Source organism: Planktotalea sp. (assembly GCF_050633725.1).
Lineage (GTDB): Bacteria > Pseudomonadota > Alphaproteobacteria > Rhodobacterales > Rhodobacteraceae > Planktotalea.
This window is the reverse complement of sequence record NZ_JBOEHB010000002.1, coordinates 73,553-91,811: the sequence shown is the minus strand read 5'-3', so window position 1 is coordinate 91,811 and position 18,259 is coordinate 73,553. Positions and strand designations below refer to the sequence as shown.

The following is an 18,259-nucleotide window of genomic DNA, read 5'->3' as shown; positions in this document are numbered from 1 at the left end:
GTCATGGCTGAAGGAAGAAAAAACCGTGGTTTGGGACGTGGACTATCTGCATTGATGGCAGATGTCGGGCCAGAGCCGACAAGTTCGCGAACAAGTCCTCCGCGTCCGGATATGATGGTTCCGATTGAGAAGGTGTTCGCAAACCCTGATCAGCCGCGTCGTAGCTTTACAGAAGATCAGCTGCAAGACTTGGCGGCGTCTATAAAGGCCAAAGGTATCATTCAACCGCTTATCGTGCGTGCAAGAGGCGAAGGCGAATATGAAATCGTAGCGGGCGAACGTCGTTGGCGTGCTGCTCAAATAGCGCAACTCCATGATATTCCAGTATTAATTCGGGAATTTACCGATACTGAGGTACTTGAAGTCGCGATTATCGAGAACATTCAACGCGCTGATTTGAATCCGGTCGAAGAAGCGACAGGCTATCGCCAGCTCATGGACAAATTTGGCCATACGCAGGAAAAACTTGCCGAAGAAATGGGCAAAAGTCGCAGCCATATCGCAAATCTAATGCGCCTTTTGCAATTGCCTTCAGATGTTCAGGACATGCTAGTGGCAGGACAGCTCTCGGCAGGGCATGCGCGCGCGTTGATAACATCCGACGACCCTTCGGCGTTGGCAAAGCAAGTTGTTGCGCAAGGTTTGTCGGTACGTGCAACAGAAGCATTGGCGAAGAAAAAGCCAGATACGGGTGGTGGGTCTTCCTCGAAACGCCGCGTTGCTGGTACGGAAAAAGATGCCGACACGAAGGCGCTTGAAAAAGATTTGAGCGCAGCAGTCGGATTGCCTGTCCAAGTGGATCACAAGGCAGGCGGCGAGTCGGGTCAGGTTTCGATCAAATATGCATCGCTCGATCAGTTGGACGAAATCTGCCGTATTCTAAGCATCACCTAGAAAATCAATTCGGCAATGACCGAGTTCAGCAACAAACGACCTTGAGAGCTGGCCCGCAATTGCGGGCCTTTTCTTTTGAGTAGGCCCAGTTCGATGAGATGCGATAGAGCGATTTCATTCAATGGCTGTTTTGCGAGCGCTTCAATGCGGGCCACGTCAATGCCCTCAGAAATGCGCAAACCCATCATGAGGTATTCGTTGGCTTGATCCGTCGCGGACAATTGGTTGCGAACCTTCTCGCCTGTGCCGCGCTCGGAATTTTCCAACCAGGCGTTTGGCATTTTATAATGTTCTGTCGCGTGACGTTGACCGTTGATCGTCAACCGTCCGTGCGCGCCGGGGCCAATTCCGAGGTAATCACCATAGCGCCAATAGATCAGGTTGTGCCGCGACTCGGCTCCGATCTTGGCGTAATTGGAAACTTCGTAGCCTGAAAAGCCGGCTCTCTCGCAGAGCTCGTTGGTAATATCGTACATATCTGCGGCGAGGTCCTCGACAGGAAGCCCTGTGAGACCGCCTTTTTCGTAACGAGCCGAAAAAGCTGTGCCTTTTTCGATAGTTAACTGATAAAGTGACAGATGATCAATTGCCAAACAAAGGGCTTCATTTAGCTCATTTTTCCAGTTTTCGAGGGTTTGGTCCTGTCGTGCGTATATAAGATCGAAACTCACACGTTCAAATGTGCTGCGCGCAATGTCGAAGGCGTGCTTGGCTTCTTCGACAGAGTGGATGCGTCCGAGACGTTTTAGGTCGCGATCATTCAGCGCCTGAACACCCATCGAGATTCGGGAAACACCGCCATCCGCATAACCACGGAAGCGGCCAGCCTCGACCGAACCGGGATTTGCCTCGAGCGTGATTTCTGGGTCGTTGGACATCGGCCAATGCTTGCGGATCCGCTCAATGATTGCAGTGACGCTATCGGGATGCATGAGGCTAGGCGTGCCGCCGCCAAAAAAGATTGAGGTGACGATCCGATTTGGAAGTTCAAGCGCCGCGCGATCAAGTTCAGCGAGATAGGAACGCAACCAGCGCGCCTCATCTATTTCACGTGAAACGTGGCTGTTGAAATCACAATAGGGACACTTGGCCTGACAGAACGGCCAGTGGACATAAATGCCAAAGCCGCCGTTTTGCCAATCAGCGTTCAAAACAGCCCTTTACCAATTTGGCAAACGCGTCTGCGCGATGGCTGATTTCGTTTTTCTTCTCAAACGCCATTTCGCCAAACGTGATGTCATAACCATCTGGCATGAACATCGGATCGTAGCCATGACCAACCGAGCCACGCATCGGCCAAACGAGCGATCCGTTAACTTTTCCTTCGAACACTTCGTCGTGTCCATCGGGCCAAGCGAGAACAAGCGTCGAGCAAAAGCGCGCCTTGCGAGGGTGGGGAGCGTTGATCGCCTCCAGCTTGTTATGTGTCTTGGTCATCGCCATAACGAAGTCGCGCCCGTTTGGCGTTTCTGCCCAATCAGCAGTGTAAACGCCCGGCTCGTTCCCAAGCGCTTCAACTTCAATTCCGCTGTCGTCAGACAACGCAGGCAAGCCCGTCGCCTTGACCGCCGCGTGGGCTTTGATGCGCGCATTACCTACGAAATTGTTTTCGGTCTCTTCAGGCTCTGGCAGGTTCTTTTCCGCTGCGCCAACAACACTCACCCCAAAAGGCGCAAGCAATTCGCGCATTTCTTCGAGCTTTCCAGCGTTGTGCGTTGCAATGAGAAGGGTTTGCTCAGTGAACTTTCGGCTCATGCTGTTGCTGCCAATTGCAGTTCTGACAACTCTTTAACGCCCTTTTCAGCGAGATCGAGCAATTGGTTCATTTGATCGCGCGAATATGTGCTGCCTTCAGCGCTCATCTGGGTTTCGATCATTTGGCCATTGGCGAGCATGATAAAGTTACCATCGACGCCTGCTTCGCTGTCTTCTGGATAATCAAGGTCCAACACAGGTTGACCCGCGTAGATGCCGCAAGAGACCGCAGAAACGGGACTGATGAGCGGATCAGAGATCACGTCACCCGCCTTGATCAGCTTGTTCACTGCAAGTTTCAGTGCGACCCAGCCGCCTGTGATGGAGGCACAGCGCGTGCCGCCGTCGGCCTGAATGACATCGCAATCAATGGTGATTTGACGCTCGCCCAATGCAACGCGATCGACGCCAGCACGCAAAGAACGCCCTATTAGTCTCTGAATTTCGACGGTTCGACCTCCTTGTTTGCCTGCTGTCGCTTCGCGGCGCATACGTGATGTGGTGGAGCGGGGAAGCATGCCATATTCAGCGGTTACCCAACCCAATCCTGACCCTTTGATAAACGGAGGAACCCGGGCTTCAAGCGTGGCGGTGCACAAAACATGGGTATCGCCCATCTTGATCATGCAAGACCCTTCGGCATGTTTCGTCACATTGGTTTCGATAGAAACAGCGCGCATTTCGTCGAGTTTACGTCCAGAGGGTCGCATAAAGTATCCTTTCGATTTGCCTATGAGATACAGGCGCGCTGCATCGGGACGCAACCCCGATTGACCTTTGGCTTTGAGAGCGGTCTTAATGGGGCGTTCCTTGGGAAAGAGAATATGCAGGACGGACCACAATTACTGTCGGAGATGAATGATCGCTCGCGCGAAGTGTTTCGCCAGATCGTCGAGGGCTATCTCGCCAATGGCGAACCTGTCGGATCGCGTACCTTAACGCGGTCGCTGTCGGAAAAGGTAAGCGCAGCGACCATCCGTAATGTGATGCAGGATCTGGAATTTCTTGGCCTTCTTGGCAGCCCCCATGTGAGCGCGGGGCGCGTGCCGACGCAAAAAGGTCTGCGCATGTTTGTTGATGGCCTACTTGAAGTCGACGACCTCGATAGCAGCGATCGCGACAAGATAAACACGACTGTCGGGAACGGATCTGACGTTGGTGATTTGTTGGATCGCGTTGGGTCAGCGCTATCTGGTGTAACGCAAGGGGCCTCGCTGGTTTTGACCCCGAAACACGAAGCGCCAATCAAGCACATTGAGTTTGTATCGCTTTCCACAGATCGTGCGTTGGTGGTGCTGGTTTTTGGCGATGGCCATGTTGAAAATCGCTTGTTCACACCGCCGCCCGGCCAAACCCCTAGTTCTATGCGTGAAGCCGCGAATTTTCTGAATGCGCTTATGGAAGGGCGTACGCTGAGCGAGTTACAAACAGTGATTCGCCATGAAATCTTGGCGCGTCGTCAAGAAATAGATGCCTTGGCGCGTGACTTGATTGATAGCGGATTGGCCGTTTGGGAAAATGAGGGCGAGCATCATGAGCGTTTGATCGTGCGTGGGCGCTCCAATTTGCTGGCGGGAGAGGCGGAAGAAGAAGAGTTAGAACGCATCAGAACCCTGTTTGATGACCTTGAACGCAAGCGAGATATCGCTGATTTTCTGGAACTTACCCAAGACGGCGACGGTGTGCGCATTTTTATTGGCTCTGAGAACAAACTTTTCTCACTTTCGGGTTCCTCTTTGGTCGTTTCTCCTTATATGAACGCTGATCGAAAAATTATCGGTGCTGTGGGCGTCATTGGCCCGACTCGTTTGAATTACGGACGGATCGTTCCAATTGTTGATTACACGGCACAGCTGGTCGGCAAGCTCATTTCCGACCGAAGCTAAAGGTAGAGAAATGGCAAAGCGTGACGAAAACGAATTTCTAGACGACTTAGATGCGCTGGAAGCGGAATTTGATGAACAGGAAGAGGCAGAGCCGACTGAAGAAGAGTTAGCTGCCGATGAATTGGCCGTACTAACGGCAGAGCGCGACGAGTTTAAAGACCGCTTTATGCGCGCTTTGGCAGATGCAGAGAACGCGCGCAAGCGTTCGGACCGTGATCGCAAAGAAGCGGAAAATTATGGCGGCTCCAAGCTGGCCCGCGATTTGCTGCCTGTCTATGACAACATGAAACGCGCCTTGGAGGCGGCGACTGACGAGCAACGCGAAGTTTCCGCTGCATTGATTGAAGGCGTCGAGCTAACCATGCGCGAGTTGGTTAACGTCTTTGGAAAACACGGAATTTCGCCTGTTTCTCCAGAGGTTGGCGACAAGTTTGACCCGCAAGTGCATCAAGCAATGTTCGAAGCGCCGGTTCCGGGCACGACTGCTGGCGACATTATTCAAGTCGCGGCAGAAGGCTTTATGCTGCATGACCGTTTGCTGCGTCCTGCACAGGTTGGGGTTAGCTCAACTCCTAAGTAATCCATCGGACTTGAGGATTACATAAAGAAGATACGAGGCGTTTCGATTAGGTTCGAGACGCCTCTTTCAGTTGATAGATAAGATCCAGCGCATCTTTTGGTGTGAGTTCATCAGGATGGATCGTTTCGAGTAGATCGACCGCAGGGGATTGTTTCGTTTGAACTGGTGCAGGGGGCGGAGCGGCTGAGAATAGAGGAAGATCGTCGATAACGGCCTTTTGCCCGCCGCCTTCGCGCTCGCCCTTTTCGAGCGCATCCAGAACAATGCGCGCGCGTTCAACAACTGCGCTTGGTAGGCCAGCAAGCTTGGCGACCTGAACACCGTAACTGCGATCTGCGGCGCCTTTGATGACCTCGTGAAGAAAGATGACATCTCCCTCCCATTCACGCACGGAAACTGTAGCATTTTCCGCTCCGTCAAGCTTGGCAGTGAGGTTGGTCAACTCATGATAGTGCGTGGCAAAAAGCGCACGTGATTTGTTGACGTCATGTAGATGTTCGAGCGTGGCCCAAGCGATGGAAAGACCATCGTAGGTCGCAGTGCCGCGGCCAATTTCATCAAGAATGACCAGCGCGCGATCATCCGCTTGGTTAAGGATCGCAGCGGTTTCGACCATTTCTACCATAAAAGTAGAGCGCCCTCGCGCGAGATCATCAGAGGCGCCAACACGGCTAAACAATTGGCTGACAACACCGATATGTGCAGATTGCGCTGGCACAAAACTTCCCATCTGCGCCAATACAGCGATGAGAGCGTTCTGACGCAGAAACGTAGATTTACCCGCCATGTTGGGACCAGTGAGTAACCAAATCGCGGCGCCATCAATATCATCTGCCAGATCGCAATCATTGGCGATGAAAGGCGCGCCGCCTTGGCTGCGAAGGGCATGTTCGACGACTGGATGACGCCCCCCGCGGATGTCGAAAACGCGGGTTCCGTCGACCTTGGGTGCGTTCCAATTTTCGGAACGCGCAAGCGCGGCGAGGCTTGCGTTAAGATCAAGCTCTGCAAGGGCACGGGCGGTGTTGGATACCTCAGCCGCCTTCGCCAGAATTGCATTTGTTAGAGTCTGAAAGTGGCGCTTTTCGATTTCCAAAGCTCGGTTGCCAGCGTTGAGAATTTTGGTCTCAAGTTCGGACAGATCAACGGTGGTAAAACGCACTTGGTTCGCTGTGGTTTGACGATGGATAAAGGTCTCATTCAGCGGTGCCGCGAGCATCTTTTCTGCATGCGTGGCCGTGGTTTCAATGAAGTAGCCAAGGACGTTATTGTGCTTGATCTTAAGTGACGCAATGCCGGCGGTATCAGCATAGCTCTTTTGCATGCTTGCAATGATACCGCGCCCCTCATCGCGCAAGGCACGGGTTTCATCGAGCTCTTCGTCAAAGCCAGATGCGATAAACCCGCCATCACGAGAGAGAAGGGGAGGTTCGGCCACCAGCGCATCGCTCAGAAGCTCGATGAGTTCTATGTGGTTGCCAAGCGCATGAAGATTTTCGCTCAACAGGTCAGGTGCGGCGTCAAAGCCGTTGGTTTGGATAACCTCTGCTTGCTCAAGACCATTGCGGATGGCTGCGATATCCCGAGGTCCGCCACGATCCAGCGAAATGCGCGAAAGAGCGCGATCCAAATCTGGGACCTTTCGCAAAGAACTGCGCAAGTCTTCGCAGGCACGGTCGTTTTTGAAGAACCATGACACCGCGTCTAATCGTGCTTGTATCGTCTGTAGATCGCGCGACGGACTGGACAAGCGTCGCTCAAGCAAACGACCACCACCCGCTGTGACACTGCGATCTATCACTGCCAAAAGCGAGCCGGCACGCCCGCCGTTCAAAGCTTGGGTGAGCTCGAGATTGCGGCGCGTTGCAGCGTCGATTTGCATCGTGCCACCGCTGCTTTCTTTTTGGGGTGGGCGCAGCAGGGGGAGCTTGCCTTTTTGGGTTATGTCCAAATATTCGATCAACGCGCTCATCGCTGAAATTTCAGCGCGCGTGAATTCGCCAAATGCATCAAGCGAGGCGATTTGAAAAACATCGCAAATACGTTTTGCACCTTGCACACTATCAAATGCGCTGGGTGACAAGGGTGATGTAGATGCGCCAGATTCAGAGACTAAATTGAGGGTTTCAATGTCTGAGGTGTCCGAAAGGACTACCTCGCTTGGCGCAAGTCGGGCAAGTTCAGGTGAAAGACGAACAGCATTTACAGGCATCACGTGAAACGCACCTGTGGACATATCGGCCCAAGCAAGAGCCCCATCGCCGCGCACATCGGAATAGGCAGCAAGAAAGTTATGACGCCGTGCTTCCAGCAGGCTTTCTTCGGTCAAGGTGCCGGGTGTGACGAGGCGAATAACCTCGCGGCGCACAACAGATTTGCTGCCGCGCTTCTTTGCTTCAGCGGGGCTTTCCATTTGCTCGCACACGGCAACGCGATACCCTTTGCGGATAAGCGTGAGCAGATACCCTTCGGCGGCGTGATGCGGAACACCGCACATGGGAATTTCATTCCCCTCATGTTTGCCGCGTTTGGTTAACGCAATGTCGAGTGCTTCGGACGCAGCAACGGCGTCATCAAAAAACAGTTCGTAAAAATCACCCATCCTGTAGAACAGCAACGCTTCGGGATAATCTTGTTTGATCTCCAGAAATTGCGCCATCATTGGCGTTACGGATGGTTTGGCAGTGCTCATGAAATTCCCCTGAACTTGAAGGGTAGACTACCTTTAGCGCTACCAAGGTGAAAGCTGAAAACCAAGGGGTGTTGAGCGTGGCACGCGCATAAGATATGAGGCCGAAACGCCATAGGGAATGCACCGAAATGTCCAAGCAAAAGATCACCGATGAAGACGCTCTTGCGTTCCACCTAGAGCCGACGCCGGGCAAGTTTGAAATTAGCGCAACCGTGCCAATGACAACGCAGCGTGATTTATCGTTGGCCTATTCGCCGGGCGTTGCTGTTCCATGTGAAGCAATCGCTGAAAATCCCGAGTTGGCCTATGATTATACCAACAAGGGCAACCTTGTTGCGGTGATTTCCAACGGTACTGCGGTTCTTGGCCTCGGCAATCTTGGCGCGCTTGGCTCCAAGCCGGTGATGGAAGGTAAGGCGGTTCTGTTCAAGCGTTTCGCGGATGTGAATTCCATCGATATCGAGCTTGATACAGAAGACCCCGACAAGTTCTGTGAAGCCGTGCGTTTGATGGGACCAACTTTTGGCGGCATCAACCTTGAGGACATCAAGGCACCAGAATGTTTCATCATCGAGCAGCGCCTTAAGGAAGAAATGGACATACCTGTCTTCCACGATGACCAGCACGGCACGGCTGTTATCTGTGCGGCAGGTCTTTTGAACGCTTTGCATTTGTCTGGCAAAAAGATCGAAGATGTGAAGATCGTTCTTAACGGAGCAGGCGCTGCTGGCATTGCGTGTATCGAGTTGCTCAAATCCATGGGCGCGCGACACGAAAACTGCATCGTTTGCGATACCAAAGGCGTGATTTATCAGGGTCGTACCGAGGGTATGAACCAGTGGAAATCGGCGCATGCGATTACAACGGAATTGCGAACGCTTGAAGAAGCGATGAAGGGCGCAGATGTCTTTCTTGGTGTGTCGGTAAAAGGTGCCGTGACGCAAGAGATGGTTCAGGCGATGGCGGATAACCCGGTTATCTTCGCGATGGCGAACCCTGATCCGGAAATCACGCCAGAAGACGCCCATGAAGTGCGCGCAGACGCGATTGTTGCGACGGGCCGTAGTGATTACCCGAACCAAGTGAACAACGTATTGGGCTTTCCTTATTTGTTCCGCGGCGCTTTGGACATTAACGCACGTGCGATCAACGATGAAATGAAGATCGCATGCGCCCACGCTTTGGCGAACTTGGCGCGTGAAGATGTGCCTGACGAAGTGGCACTGGCTTATGGCAAAAACCTGACGTTCGGCCGTGATTACATCATTCCGACGCCGTTTGATCCGCGTTTGATCCACCGCATTCCCCCTGCTGTGGCTAAGGCAGGTATGGACACTGGCGTTGCGCGCCGTCCGATCATCGACATGGAGTCATATGAGCTTTCGCTAAAAACGCGTATGGATCCAACGGCAAGCATTCTGCGCGGTATTAATGCGCGCGCACGTTCTGCGCAGGCACGGATGATTTTTGCAGAGGGTGACGATCCGCGCGTCTTGCGCGCTGCGGTCACGTATCAACGTAATGGCCTTGGAAAAGCGCTTGTTGTCGGACGCGAAAAGGATGTGAGGGTCAAGCTTGAAGAAGCTGGCCTTGGAGATGCCTATCGTGAGTTGGAAGTGGTAAACGCGGCAAATACGCAGCATCTCGATACCTACAAAGAGTATCTCTACGAGCGCTTGCAGCGCAAAGGATTTGACCGCGTCGATGTTCACCGTCTTGCAACGCGGGATCGTCACGTATTTTCATCTTTGATGTTGGCGCACGGGCATGGTGATGGCCTTGTGACCGGTGCAACACGCAAATCTGCGCATGTGCTTGAGCTGGTGAACCACGTATTTGACGCAGATGCCAAGAACGGTGCCGTTGGCGTTACAGCATTGCTGCACAAAGGTCGAATCGTCTTGATGGCGGATACGTTGGTGCATGAATGGCCTGACGAGAACGATCTTGCGACGATTGCAGAGCGCGGAGCAGCGGTTGCGCGTCACTTGGGGCTTGAGCCGCGTGTCGCTTTTGTTAGCTTCTCAACCTTTGGCTATCCTGTTTCGGAGCGCGCGGAAAAGATGCACATTGCACCAAGCGTTCTACAAGAACGCGGTGTAGATTTTGAGTACGAAGGCGAAATGACGGTTGATGTAGCGCTGAATGCCAAGTCGGCTGAGCAATACCCATTCTCGCGTTTGACTGGCCCCGCAAATGTTTTGGTTGTGCCTGCGCGCCACTCTGCCAGTATTTCCGTTAAGCTGATGCAGGAAATGGCAGGTGCGACGGTGATTGGTCCAATTCTAAGCGGCGTTGATAAGCCGATTCAGATTTGTTCAACTGTTGCGACGGCGAATGACATTTTGAATATGGCGGTATTGGCTTCCTGTAAGGTGGGTTAATCCCGCCTTTAAGGGGCGCATATGACCATCTTCAATCTTGGATCGATCAACGCTGACCACGTCTACCGTGTCCCGCATTTGCCGGGCGCAGGGGAAACCTTGGCGGCACATTCATTGCAAACGGGCTTGGGCGGCAAGGGCGCAAATATGTCGGTCGCTGCTGCGCGAGCAGGTAGCCATGTGGCGCACATAGGCGCGGTTGGCAAAGATGGGCTTTGGGCGAGAGATCGATTGATGGAATACGGGGTTGATACGCGCCATATCTCGTCAATAGACACTCCCACGGGTCACGCAATTATCAACGTTGATGACGCTGGTGAGAATGCAATTACACTATTGTCGGGTGCAAATCAGGCCATACCAATTGCGTCAATTGAACAAGCTTTGAGTTTAGGCACCACAGCCGACATTTTTGTTACCCAGAATGAAACGAATGCACAGGCTGATGCGGCTAAAATAGCCTCTACGCTGGGGTTTCGTGTCTGTTATGCAGCCGCTCCCTTTGATGCTCAAGCTGTGGAACGCGTCCTGCCGTATCTAGATTTTCTGATACTGAATGAGGTTGAGGCGGCTCAACTTGAAGCGGCTCTTTCAACACGCATTGATGCGATGGACGTCACTGACATCATCGTAACTCTTGGGAGCAAAGGTGCGCGATGGATCAATGCTGGCGCAGGTATAGATCAGCATTTCGATGCGATCAACGTGACGCCTGTTGATACGACGGGGGCGGGCGATACGTTTACGGGATATGTGCTTTCTGCGCTCGATCGTGGTTTGTCGATGGGGCAAGCGATGTCTCTGGCCACGCGCGCTGCCGCTTTGATGGTGACGCGCATGGGAACGGCGGATGTGATCCCCGACCTGAAAGAGGTCGAGGCGTTTTCAGGCGTTTAATGGCCGACAAATGGTGCGTCATTGCCCCAAAGCTGCTTTACGCGTGCGTCCCTTCCACATCCTTTGCGGTAACGTTTGTATGCGTCAGACTGTTTGATCGGACCAAAGCGGGTCAAAACGCGTTTAGAACCTTTGTAGTAGTCTTGATGGTAAGCTTCGGCGTCGTAGAATTTCCCAGCTTGCAAAATCGGGGTTACGATCTTTTTGCCTAGAGCGTTTTGTGCCGCCTGCTTTGCGGCCTTTGCGGAGGCGCTCTGCGCATTGTCAGAGACGAAAATGGCGGTACGATAGCTTTCACCGCGATCACAGAATTGACCTCCTGCGTCCGTTGGATCGACTGAGCGAAAGAACATATGAAGCAACTGATCGCGACTTACCTTTGCGGGGTCAAACGTGATTTGAACGGCTTCATAGTGACCCGTGCCACCCTTTGTAATCTGCTTGTATGTCGGGTTTTGTGTTTTGCCGCCTGTGTATCCAGATACGACCTCTTTCACGCCTTTGACGCTTTCAAAATCGCTCTCGACGCACCAAAAGCAACCACCAGCGACTGTAAGAACTTCGGTTCCGGCAGCTTTTGCGGGTTGGCTGTGAAGCGCTAAACCGACGACTATGAGTCCGGCCAAAATCGCGGGTTTGATGTTTTTAAGATGGAACATGCTTCTCTCCCTTTCTGCCAGCTAACGCAGCTTTTGGGGTGCAATCAATTGGGTGACATCGAATGTCACAGCTTGGTGAGCATATTTTACTGCTTGTCGAATGGATCAAGAGACGCTTAGCGTTCGACCAACAAGGAGCAAGTTATGAAGATCGCAATGTGGTCAGGACCGCGAAACCTATCGACAGCGTTAATGTATAGCTTTGGCAATCGAAGCGATATGAGCGCAATTGATGAACCGTTCTATGCGGCATATTTGGCAAAGTCAGGCTTGGATCACCCAATGCGAGACAAGGTACTTACCTCGCAAAGTAAAGATGCAAACCAGATCGCATCGGCCTTGTTAGAGCCTGATAGAACCAATCATCAGTATCAAAAACATATGACCCAACACATGTTGTCAGGGTTTCCTCGCGCTTGGATGTCTGAAGTAACAAATGTTTTTCTAATTCGTCACCCGGCGCGCGTGTTGGCCAGCTGGTCAAACAAGCATGATGTGCTAACGCTAGATGATATAGGGTTTGTGCAGCAACTTGAGCTATATGAATTCGCCTGCTCCTTGGGGCAAACGCCGGTGATCGTAGATTCCAATGATATTCGCGAAGATGCTGAAGGGACGCTACGTGCCTTGTGCAATGCAATTGGGTTGAATTGGGACGATGCCATGTTGTCCTGGCCAAGCGGAGCAAAGCGCTATGACGGAGTGTGGGGCGAGCATTGGTATGACGCCGTGCATCGCTCTACTGGTTTTGCTGGCGCAGAGGGGCCATTGCCCGCGCTTTCGAGCGACCTTGAGGCCATCAACGAAAAAGCGCTGCCAATCTACGAGAGACTGGCAGCGCTTAAACTGTCAATTTAGGGTCTATTATTTCAGGCGACGCTCACGAGCGGCCAGCAGTTTCAAGCGCAGCGCGTTGAGCTGGATAAAGCCTGCGGCGTCCTTTTGATCGTAGGCGCCTGCGTCGTCTTCAAAGGTCACATGGGCCTCTGAATAGAGGCTGTGATCGGACCAACGACCAACCGTTGTTGCAGACCCTTTGTAGAGCTTCAGGCGAACCGTGCCTGTGACATGCTCTTGGCTCTTGTCGATTGCCGCTTGCAGCATTTCACGCTCTGGAGAGAACCAGAAACCGTTGTAGATCAGCTCGGCGTAGCGAGGCATTAGGCTGTCCTTGAGATGACCCGCGCCGCTGTCGAGCGTGATCTGCTCAATACCGCGATGCGCCTCGAGCAGAACAGTGCCGCCGGGCGTTTCATAAATGCCGCGGGACTTCATGCCGACGAAACGGTTCTCAACGAAATCCAGACGGCCAATGCCGTGCTTGCCACCAAGTTCGTTGAGCTTCGTCAGAACGGTCGCTGGGCTCATCGCCTCACCGTTGATGGAAACGGCGTCGCCCTTTTCAAAGCCAATCTCGATGAATTCTGGCTCGCTCGGCGCTTCCTCTGGGCTGACCGTGCGCTGGTACACATACTCTGGCGCATCCACGGCTGGGTCTTCCAGCACTTTGCCCTCGGAGGAAGTGTGCAAGAGGTTCGCGTCGACTGAGAATGGTGCCTCGCCGCGTTTGTCTTTGGCGATTGGGATCTGGTGCTTTTCTGCGAAGTCGATCAGCTTGGTACGGCTGGTCAGATCCCATTCACGCCAAGGCGCGATCACCTTGATGTCGGGGTTCAGCGCATAGGCCGCCAGTTCAAAACGAACTTGATCGTTGCCCTTGCCCGTTGCGCCATGCGCGATGGCATCGGCGCCGACTTCTTCAGCGATCTCAATCAGACGCTTGGAAATCAGCGGACGTGCGATGGATGTGCCGAGCAGGTAAAGACCTTCGTACACGGCATTGGCGCGGAACATCGGGAAAACAAAATCGCGCACGAATTCTTCGCGTACGTCTTCGATGTAGATGTCCTTAACACCCATTAGCTCCGCCTTGGCGCGGGCTGGCTCAAGCTCTTCGCCTTGGCCGAGGTCGGCAGTGAAGGTTACGACCTCGCAACCGTATTCGGCTTCGAGCCATTTCAAGATAATGGAGGTGTCGAGGCCGCCAGAATAGGCCAAAACGACTTTTTTAGGCGCAGTCATCGCGGGTTCCTTTCAGGAGAATTTGAGCGCGCGATACCCTTTTTTGCAAGGCTCGGCAAGACGACGTAGCGCGCAAAGGGCTTGAATGCGCGCGAGCGCTGCGTCAGACACATGAAATGACCAGTTTTCAAGATAGAGCGATCCTCGCAGAACACGCTATTCGAAGCGTTCTGCCAGCCACCCCGTTGCAGCGGAATGTGCATTTGTCAGAGGCCTTTGATGCCGATATCTGGCTAAAGCGCGAAGACCTTTCGCCAGTGCGTAGCTACAAGCTTCGCGGAGCTTTCAATGCAATGCGAAAGGTGCTGAATGCTGCGCCCGAACAGAAACAATTTGTGTGCGCCAGCGCTGGTAACCATGCACAAGGCGTGGCGTATATGAGCAAGCATTTTGCGGTGAAGGGTACGATTTTTATGCCCGTCACGACGCCGCAGCAAAAGATCGACAAGACGCGAATTTTCGGTGGTGATCATGTGGATGTAAGGCTCGTCGGTGACTATTTTGATGACACGTTGCGCGCCGCGCAAGCCTATTGCGCTGAAATGGGCGGGCATTTCTTATCACCGTTTGACGACGAGGACGTGATCGAGGGGCAAGCCTCTGTTGTTGTGGAAATTGAATCTCAGCTAGGGAAGCTGCCAGATCGAATCATTCTGCCCGTTGGTGGCGGCGGTTTGTCTTCGGGTGTGCGCAGCTATGTCGGGGATCGTTGCGCCCTCAATTTTGTTGAACCTATGGGGGGCGCATGTCTTTACGAGGCTTTGAAGGCGGGCAAACCAGTTGATCTTGAGAATGTTGATACCTTTGCGGACGGGGCTGCGGTTGGGCGAATTGGTGCAAAGACATTCGCACGATTGAAGGATGTCTCGCTCGAAGACACCCTTCAAATCAGCGAAGATCGCCTTTGTATTACGATGCTCGAAATGCTGAATATCGAGGGCATTGTGCTTGAACCAGCGGGCGCTTTGGCGCTTGATGCATTGAAAGATTTGCGAGACGAGATCAGGGGTCAGCAGGTTGTTTGCATCGCGTCTGGCGGTAACTTTGATTTTGAACGATTGCCCGAAGTCAAAGAGCGCGCGCAGCGATTTGCAGGTTTGAAGAAGTATTTTATCCTTCGTATGCCGCAACGTCCCGGAGCATTGAAGGAATTTTTAGGCATATTGGGCCCGGATGACGATATCAGTCGGTTTGAGTATCTGAAAAAGTCAGCGCGCAACTTCGGTTCTGTTTTGATCGGGCTTGAGACGAAGAAACCAGAGAGTTTTGATATCTTGCTCGCGAAGCTCGAAGACGCTGGCTTCACTTATACAGATATTACAGACGACGAAATTTTGGCGCAGTTTTTGATTTAGGAGACGCATGTGTTTGAAGGCAAAACCGTAGTTGTAACCGGGGCTGGCAGCGGCATCGGTGCCGCTATCGCGAGGGCGTTCTCTCGCCAAGGTGCGAAAGTTTGCGTGTCTGATCTGAACTTGGAGGCGGCGCAAAGCGTCGCGAAAGAAATCGGAGCGCTTGCCCTGCAATGCGACGTGCGCGTTGAAGACAACATTGCGGCGCTTGTTAAGGATGTCGAGGCGGCCCATGGGCCGATAGATGTGTTTATTTCAAACGCAGGATTGGCGATGGGAGAACCGCAACATGCTGCATCTGCCAGCACAGAGGTTTGGCAACTTAACTGGGACGTTCATGTAATGTCGCATGTTTTCGCAGCACGTGCGGTTTTGCCTGAGATGATCACGCGTGGCAGTGGCTATTTGGTGAATGTTGCTTCGGCCGCAGGTTTGCTGAATCAAATTGGCGACGCGGCCTATTCAGCGACCAAACATGCCGCGGTGAGCTTTGCCGAGTCTTTGGCGATCACGCATAATGACGATGGGATCGATGTCTCGGTCGTTTGCCCGCAATACGTCGCAACACCGCTACTCAGTATGAATGATGATACCGAGGTTACAGGCTCTTTGATTAGCGCTGAAGACGTTGCAAATTGTGTTATTGAAGGAATGAAGAAGAAAGAATTCTTTATTCTACCCCATCCACAAGTGTCTGAATTTGTTGCGTTGAAAGCAACAGATCACGCGCGTTGGGTCGCTGGCATGAAGGATCTTCGCCGCAAATTTCTTCGTGAATCCGAGTGCGGTGACCTTAAAGAGATGCACAAGTTCATCTAAGTCACGCAGCTTGTTCGCCAGAGAGTTTCGACAAGAAGATTTGTTTGGATTTTTCATAGGCCGCAAAGATCGAAGCGATATCGCTAATCGCGTCTTTTGAAGCGGCGCGGCTTTCGCCGTCGCTGCAAAGCCTTGCGAGTTCTTCGAACCCCAAATTTAACGCGCTTCCCTTTAAGAAGTGCATATCCTCTTCGAAATCTTCAAAGCTTTTGTCGGCACTCACCGTTTCCAAGCGTTCTTCAACTTCGCTTAAAAACAATTCGACCACTTCTTCAAAATCTTCTGCGCCAATTTCTTCGCGCAGCTCCGTTATTCTAGCCCAGTTGATCATGGCACCTCCAACACAGGTATCTAACGAAGTCAGTGTTAACTTTCCGTTTCACTCCAAGAGCAATGGCGCAGGATTTGTAGAGCATTTTAACATTCATGTTTCCTTAGCACCTTGGCCATACAGAGAGCAGGATCAGGAGTAATTATGTGAGCGCGATCCAGAAAATAGAGCATGTCCAAGCGGTCTCAGATGTGAACGAGAAAATCAAAGTTCTCATTGTTGATGATAGCCGATTGCAGCGCCGAATTCTTTCGGCGTCGCTGTCTCGCATGGGGTACGATGTACGTGAAGCTGAATCAGGCAAAGACGCGCTTGACGTATGTAATTCATGGCCACCCGACCTCGTGTTAAGCGATTGGGTGATGCCCGGAATGGATGGCTTGGCGTTTTGTGAAGCGTTCAAGAAAATGCCGCGTGAAGGATATGGATACTTCATCCTGCTAACCTCCAAGAGCGAGAAAGGCGATGTCGCGAAGGGTCTGGAAGGGGGCGCAGATGATTTTTTATCTAAACCCGTAAATAGCATTGAGTTGCGGGCACGATTGGCGGCAGGCGAACGTATTATTCAAATGCAACGCACGCTGATCAGTCAGGCAAAAGTCATGTCGGACACGCTCAACGAGCTTCGCGCAGTACATGATTCACTTAATCAGGATCTGATCGAAGCGAAGAAGCTTCAACAATCCTTGGTGCGCGAAAAGCATAAAGAGTTTGAGAATGCCTCTTTGTCATTTGTTCTTTTATCCGCTGGTCACGTTGGTGGCGATCTTGTCGGCTACTTTCCGATTTCCAAGACTGAGGTCGGTTTTTTCGCGATTGACGTATCAGGGCATGGCGTCAGCTCCGCCCTTATGACAGCGCGATTGGCAGGGTATTTAACGTCGCCTTCGCCAGAGCAAAACATAGCGTTGATCTATGGGGCAGATGGCGAAATTTGCCCGCGTCCACCTTCCGAAGTTGTTGCGGACCTCAATCGAATTGTTCTCGAAGAAATGGAAACGGATCACTACTTTACCGTGATTTTGACTATCGCAAATATGAAAACGGGTTTGACAACTCTTTGTCAGGCTGGCCACCCGCATCCATTGGTGCGGCGCGCGAATGGCGCGATCGAGCAGACTGGGACAGGCGGACTGCCCGTTGGCCTGTTCGAAGATGTGGGTTTCGAAGAGTTTCAGATACAGCTCAATCCGGGGGATCAGCTCGTACTCGCGTCTGACGGATTTACTGAATGCCCCGATGCGTCAGATGTTATGCTCGGAGAAGAGGGTTTCGAAAGGCTCGTTCGATCGTTGAATGGATCAAAGGGCCCGCAGTTTTTAGAAACTTTGGTTTGGATGTTGTCCGAGTATGCGGATGAGGCAGGGTTTCCGGATGACGTATCAGCTGTTCTGTATGAACAAAAACCTATCTAAGCGCGCAGATTGCTTGATTTAGAAAGTGGCGCGAACCCTTGTTTGGTACCAGCCTTGCTGCTTCCTCAACAGAAACCAAGTGACTGGTATGGCCCTCTTCTGTCGGGTCGCAAACCTGCCGAGAGGGTCGCGCAAAATAGACGTGGCAAATTTTCTCTGCCCATAGATTGTATTCTGGCATGAAAGTGAATTCTTTAAAGGCACCCAGACGGCGCGGGGCTCCAATCGTCCAACCTGTTTCTTCCATGATTTCACGGCGCAAAGCTGGGATCGTATTTTCGTGTGGATCAATTCCGCCACCCGGAAGTTGGAATTCCGGGGTCGGGTGTTGTTGAAAAGTCAATAAAATCTGATCGTTACGAACCAACACAGCGTAAGCGCCCGGACGACTGCGATATTTTGTGTCTTTCTTCGGTAAAGTACCAAAACGTCTGATCATTTGCCTGCCCTTGGACCTCAGCTTGAAGCGCCTATATAGGCGCGGTATGCCAAGAGCCTGCGAATAAGGAAACC

The 18,259-nt window shown here is 52.4% G+C and carries 17 protein-coding genes; 9 read left to right on the top strand and 8 right to left on the bottom strand.

Translation table 11 applies throughout. The annotated features are described in order from the left end of the window. The first annotated feature begins 3 nt into the window (after positions 1 to 3). Complete coding sequence (locus ACRBCU_RS02625; protein WP_431363809.1) at positions 4 to 894, top strand: ParB/RepB/Spo0J family partition protein; 891 nt, start codon at positions 4 to 6, stop codon at positions 892 to 894. Here ACRBCU_RS02625 and hemW read toward each other — a convergent pair. From hemW to rph, 3 genes are read right to left on the bottom strand one after another with little or no spacing between them, the layout of a single operon-like run. Then, positions 891 to 2,045 (bottom strand): radical SAM family heme chaperone HemW, encoded by a 1,155-nt coding sequence (gene hemW, locus ACRBCU_RS02620; RefSeq protein ID WP_431363808.1) that lies wholly within the window; start codon positions 2,043 to 2,045, stop codon positions 891 to 893. The genes ACRBCU_RS02625 and hemW overlap by 4 nt on opposite strands. Further along, entirely contained in the window at positions 2,035 to 2,649 is a 615-nt protein-coding gene (gene rdgB, locus ACRBCU_RS02615; RefSeq protein ID WP_431363807.1) for an RdgB/HAM1 family non-canonical purine NTP pyrophosphatase, read from the bottom strand. Before rdgB ends, hemW begins: the two co-directional genes overlap by 11 nt. Further along, positions 2,646 to 3,359, bottom strand: coding sequence for a ribonuclease PH (gene rph / locus ACRBCU_RS02610; RefSeq protein ID WP_431363806.1), 714 nt, complete (start codon positions 3,357 to 3,359; stop codon positions 2,646 to 2,648). Before rph ends, rdgB begins: the two co-directional genes overlap by 4 nt. 114 nt (positions 3,360 to 3,473) lie before the next feature. On the opposite strand from rph, the gene hrcA reads away from it, so the two are divergent. Together hrcA and ACRBCU_RS02600 are read left to right on the top strand one after the other, a co-directional pair. Further along, entirely contained in the window at positions 3,474 to 4,535 is a 1,062-nt protein-coding gene (hrcA, locus tag ACRBCU_RS02605; RefSeq protein WP_431363805.1) for a heat-inducible transcriptional repressor HrcA, read from the top strand. A 10-nt stretch (positions 4,536 to 4,545) separates the two neighbouring features. After that, positions 4,546 to 5,115, top strand: coding sequence for a nucleotide exchange factor GrpE (locus tag ACRBCU_RS02600; protein ID WP_431363804.1), 570 nt, complete (start codon positions 4,546 to 4,548; stop codon positions 5,113 to 5,115). A gap of 46 nt (positions 5,116 to 5,161) precedes the next feature. On the opposite strand, the gene mutS is transcribed toward ACRBCU_RS02600, so the two are convergent. Then, positions 5,162 to 7,807 carry a DNA mismatch repair protein MutS gene (mutS, locus tag ACRBCU_RS02595; protein ID WP_431363803.1) on the bottom strand — a complete coding sequence of 882 codons (2,646 nt, stop codon included), beginning with the start codon at positions 7,805 to 7,807 and terminating at the stop codon, positions 5,162 to 5,164. A 128-nt stretch (positions 7,808 to 7,935) separates the two neighbouring features. On the opposite strand from mutS, the gene ACRBCU_RS02590 reads away from it, so the two are divergent. After that, positions 7,936 to 10,191 carry an NADP-dependent malic enzyme gene (locus ACRBCU_RS02590; RefSeq protein WP_431363802.1) on the top strand — a complete coding sequence of 752 codons (2,256 nt, stop codon included), beginning with the start codon at positions 7,936 to 7,938 and terminating at the stop codon, positions 10,189 to 10,191. Between the two features lie 21 nt (positions 10,192 to 10,212). After that, positions 10,213 to 11,088, top strand: a complete 876-nt coding sequence (locus ACRBCU_RS02585; RefSeq protein WP_431363801.1) for a ribokinase — start codon at positions 10,213 to 10,215, stop codon at positions 11,086 to 11,088. Here the strand turns inward: ACRBCU_RS02585 and msrA are convergent. Next, on the bottom strand, positions 11,085 to 11,747 hold the full coding sequence (gene msrA, locus ACRBCU_RS02580; protein ID WP_431363800.1) for a peptide-methionine (S)-S-oxide reductase MsrA: 663 nt from the start codon (positions 11,745 to 11,747) through the stop codon (positions 11,085 to 11,087). The two genes, ACRBCU_RS02585 and msrA, sit on opposite strands and share 4 nt — an antisense overlap. A 144-nt stretch (positions 11,748 to 11,891) precedes the next feature. Here msrA and ACRBCU_RS02575 point away from each other — a divergent pair, with 144 nt between their 5' ends. Further along, positions 11,892 to 12,605: an HAD family hydrolase gene (locus ACRBCU_RS02575; RefSeq protein WP_431363799.1), complete on the top strand. Its 714-nt coding sequence runs from the start codon at positions 11,892 to 11,894 to the stop codon at positions 12,603 to 12,605. A 6-nt stretch (positions 12,606 to 12,611) separates the two neighbouring features. Here ACRBCU_RS02575 and ACRBCU_RS02570 read toward each other — a convergent pair whose 3' ends face one another. Next, complete coding sequence (locus tag ACRBCU_RS02570) at positions 12,612 to 13,829, bottom strand: argininosuccinate synthase (RefSeq protein ID WP_431363798.1); 1,218 nt, start codon at positions 13,827 to 13,829, stop codon at positions 12,612 to 12,614. Positions 13,830 to 13,945: 116 nt separating this feature from the next. Here ACRBCU_RS02570 and ilvA point away from each other — a divergent pair, with 116 nt between their 5' ends. Beyond that, positions 13,946 to 15,184, top strand: a complete 1,239-nt coding sequence (ilvA, locus tag ACRBCU_RS02565) for a threonine ammonia-lyase IlvA (RefSeq protein ID WP_431363797.1) — start codon at positions 13,946 to 13,948, stop codon at positions 15,182 to 15,184. A gap of 9 nt (positions 15,185 to 15,193) precedes the next feature. Further along, positions 15,194 to 16,000: an SDR family oxidoreductase gene (locus ACRBCU_RS02560; RefSeq protein ID WP_431363796.1), complete on the top strand. Its 807-nt coding sequence runs from the start codon at positions 15,194 to 15,196 to the stop codon at positions 15,998 to 16,000. 1 nt (position 16,001) lies between these two features. Here ACRBCU_RS02560 and ACRBCU_RS02555 read toward each other — a convergent pair whose 3' ends face one another. Further along, positions 16,002 to 16,331, bottom strand: coding sequence for an Hpt domain-containing protein (locus ACRBCU_RS02555; protein ID WP_431363795.1), 330 nt, complete (start codon positions 16,329 to 16,331; stop codon positions 16,002 to 16,004). A gap of 146 nt (positions 16,332 to 16,477) precedes the next feature. Between ACRBCU_RS02555 and ACRBCU_RS02550 the strand changes: the two genes are divergently transcribed. Further along, on the top strand, positions 16,478 to 17,746 hold the full coding sequence (locus tag ACRBCU_RS02550; RefSeq protein WP_431363794.1) for a PP2C family protein-serine/threonine phosphatase: 1,269 nt from the start codon (positions 16,478 to 16,480) through the stop codon (positions 17,744 to 17,746). On the opposite strand, the gene ACRBCU_RS02545 is transcribed toward ACRBCU_RS02550, so the two are convergent. Continuing rightward, positions 17,739 to 18,185, bottom strand: coding sequence for an NUDIX domain-containing protein (locus tag ACRBCU_RS02545; RefSeq protein ID WP_431363999.1), 447 nt, complete (start codon positions 18,183 to 18,185; stop codon positions 17,739 to 17,741). The two genes, ACRBCU_RS02550 and ACRBCU_RS02545, sit on opposite strands and share 8 nt — an antisense overlap. Positions 18,186 to 18,259: the final 74 nt, after the last annotated feature.

What these genes read in the sequence shown, in the direction of transcription:
- ACRBCU_RS02625 (WP_431363809.1), top strand. Translation starts at nt 4, where the DNA reads ATGGCTGAAGGAAGAAAAAACCGTGGTTTGGGACGTGGACTATCTGCA.
- rdgB (WP_431363807.1), bottom strand. Translation starts at nt 2,649, where the DNA reads ATGAGCCGAAAGTTCACTGAGCAAACCCTTCTCATTGCAACGCACAAC.
- rph (WP_431363806.1), bottom strand. Translation starts at nt 3,359, where the DNA reads ATGCGACCCTCTGGACGTAAACTCGACGAAATGCGCGCTGTTTCTATC.
- hrcA (WP_431363805.1), top strand. Translation starts at nt 3,474, where the DNA reads ATGCAGGACGGACCACAATTACTGTCGGAGATGAATGATCGCTCGCGC.
- ACRBCU_RS02600 (WP_431363804.1), top strand. Translation starts at nt 4,546, where the DNA reads ATGGCAAAGCGTGACGAAAACGAATTTCTAGACGACTTAGATGCGCTG.
- mutS (WP_431363803.1), bottom strand. Translation starts at nt 7,807, where the DNA reads ATGAGCACTGCCAAACCATCCGTAACGCCAATGATGGCGCAATTTCTG.
- ACRBCU_RS02590 (WP_431363802.1), top strand. Translation starts at nt 7,936, where the DNA reads ATGTCCAAGCAAAAGATCACCGATGAAGACGCTCTTGCGTTCCACCTA.
- ACRBCU_RS02585 (WP_431363801.1), top strand. Translation starts at nt 10,213, where the DNA reads ATGACCATCTTCAATCTTGGATCGATCAACGCTGACCACGTCTACCGT.
- msrA (WP_431363800.1), bottom strand. Translation starts at nt 11,747, where the DNA reads ATGTTCCATCTTAAAAACATCAAACCCGCGATTTTGGCCGGACTCATA.
- ACRBCU_RS02575 (WP_431363799.1), top strand. Translation starts at nt 11,892, where the DNA reads ATGAAGATCGCAATGTGGTCAGGACCGCGAAACCTATCGACAGCGTTA.
- ACRBCU_RS02570 (WP_431363798.1), bottom strand. Translation starts at nt 13,829, where the DNA reads ATGACTGCGCCTAAAAAAGTCGTTTTGGCCTATTCTGGCGGCCTCGAC.
- ilvA (WP_431363797.1), top strand. Translation starts at nt 13,946, where the DNA reads ATGACCAGTTTTCAAGATAGAGCGATCCTCGCAGAACACGCTATTCGA.
- ACRBCU_RS02555 (WP_431363795.1), bottom strand. Translation starts at nt 16,331, where the DNA reads ATGATCAACTGGGCTAGAATAACGGAGCTGCGCGAAGAAATTGGCGCA.
- ACRBCU_RS02545 (WP_431363999.1), bottom strand. Translation starts at nt 18,185, where the DNA reads ATGATCAGACGTTTTGGTACTTTACCGAAGAAAGACACAAAATATCGC.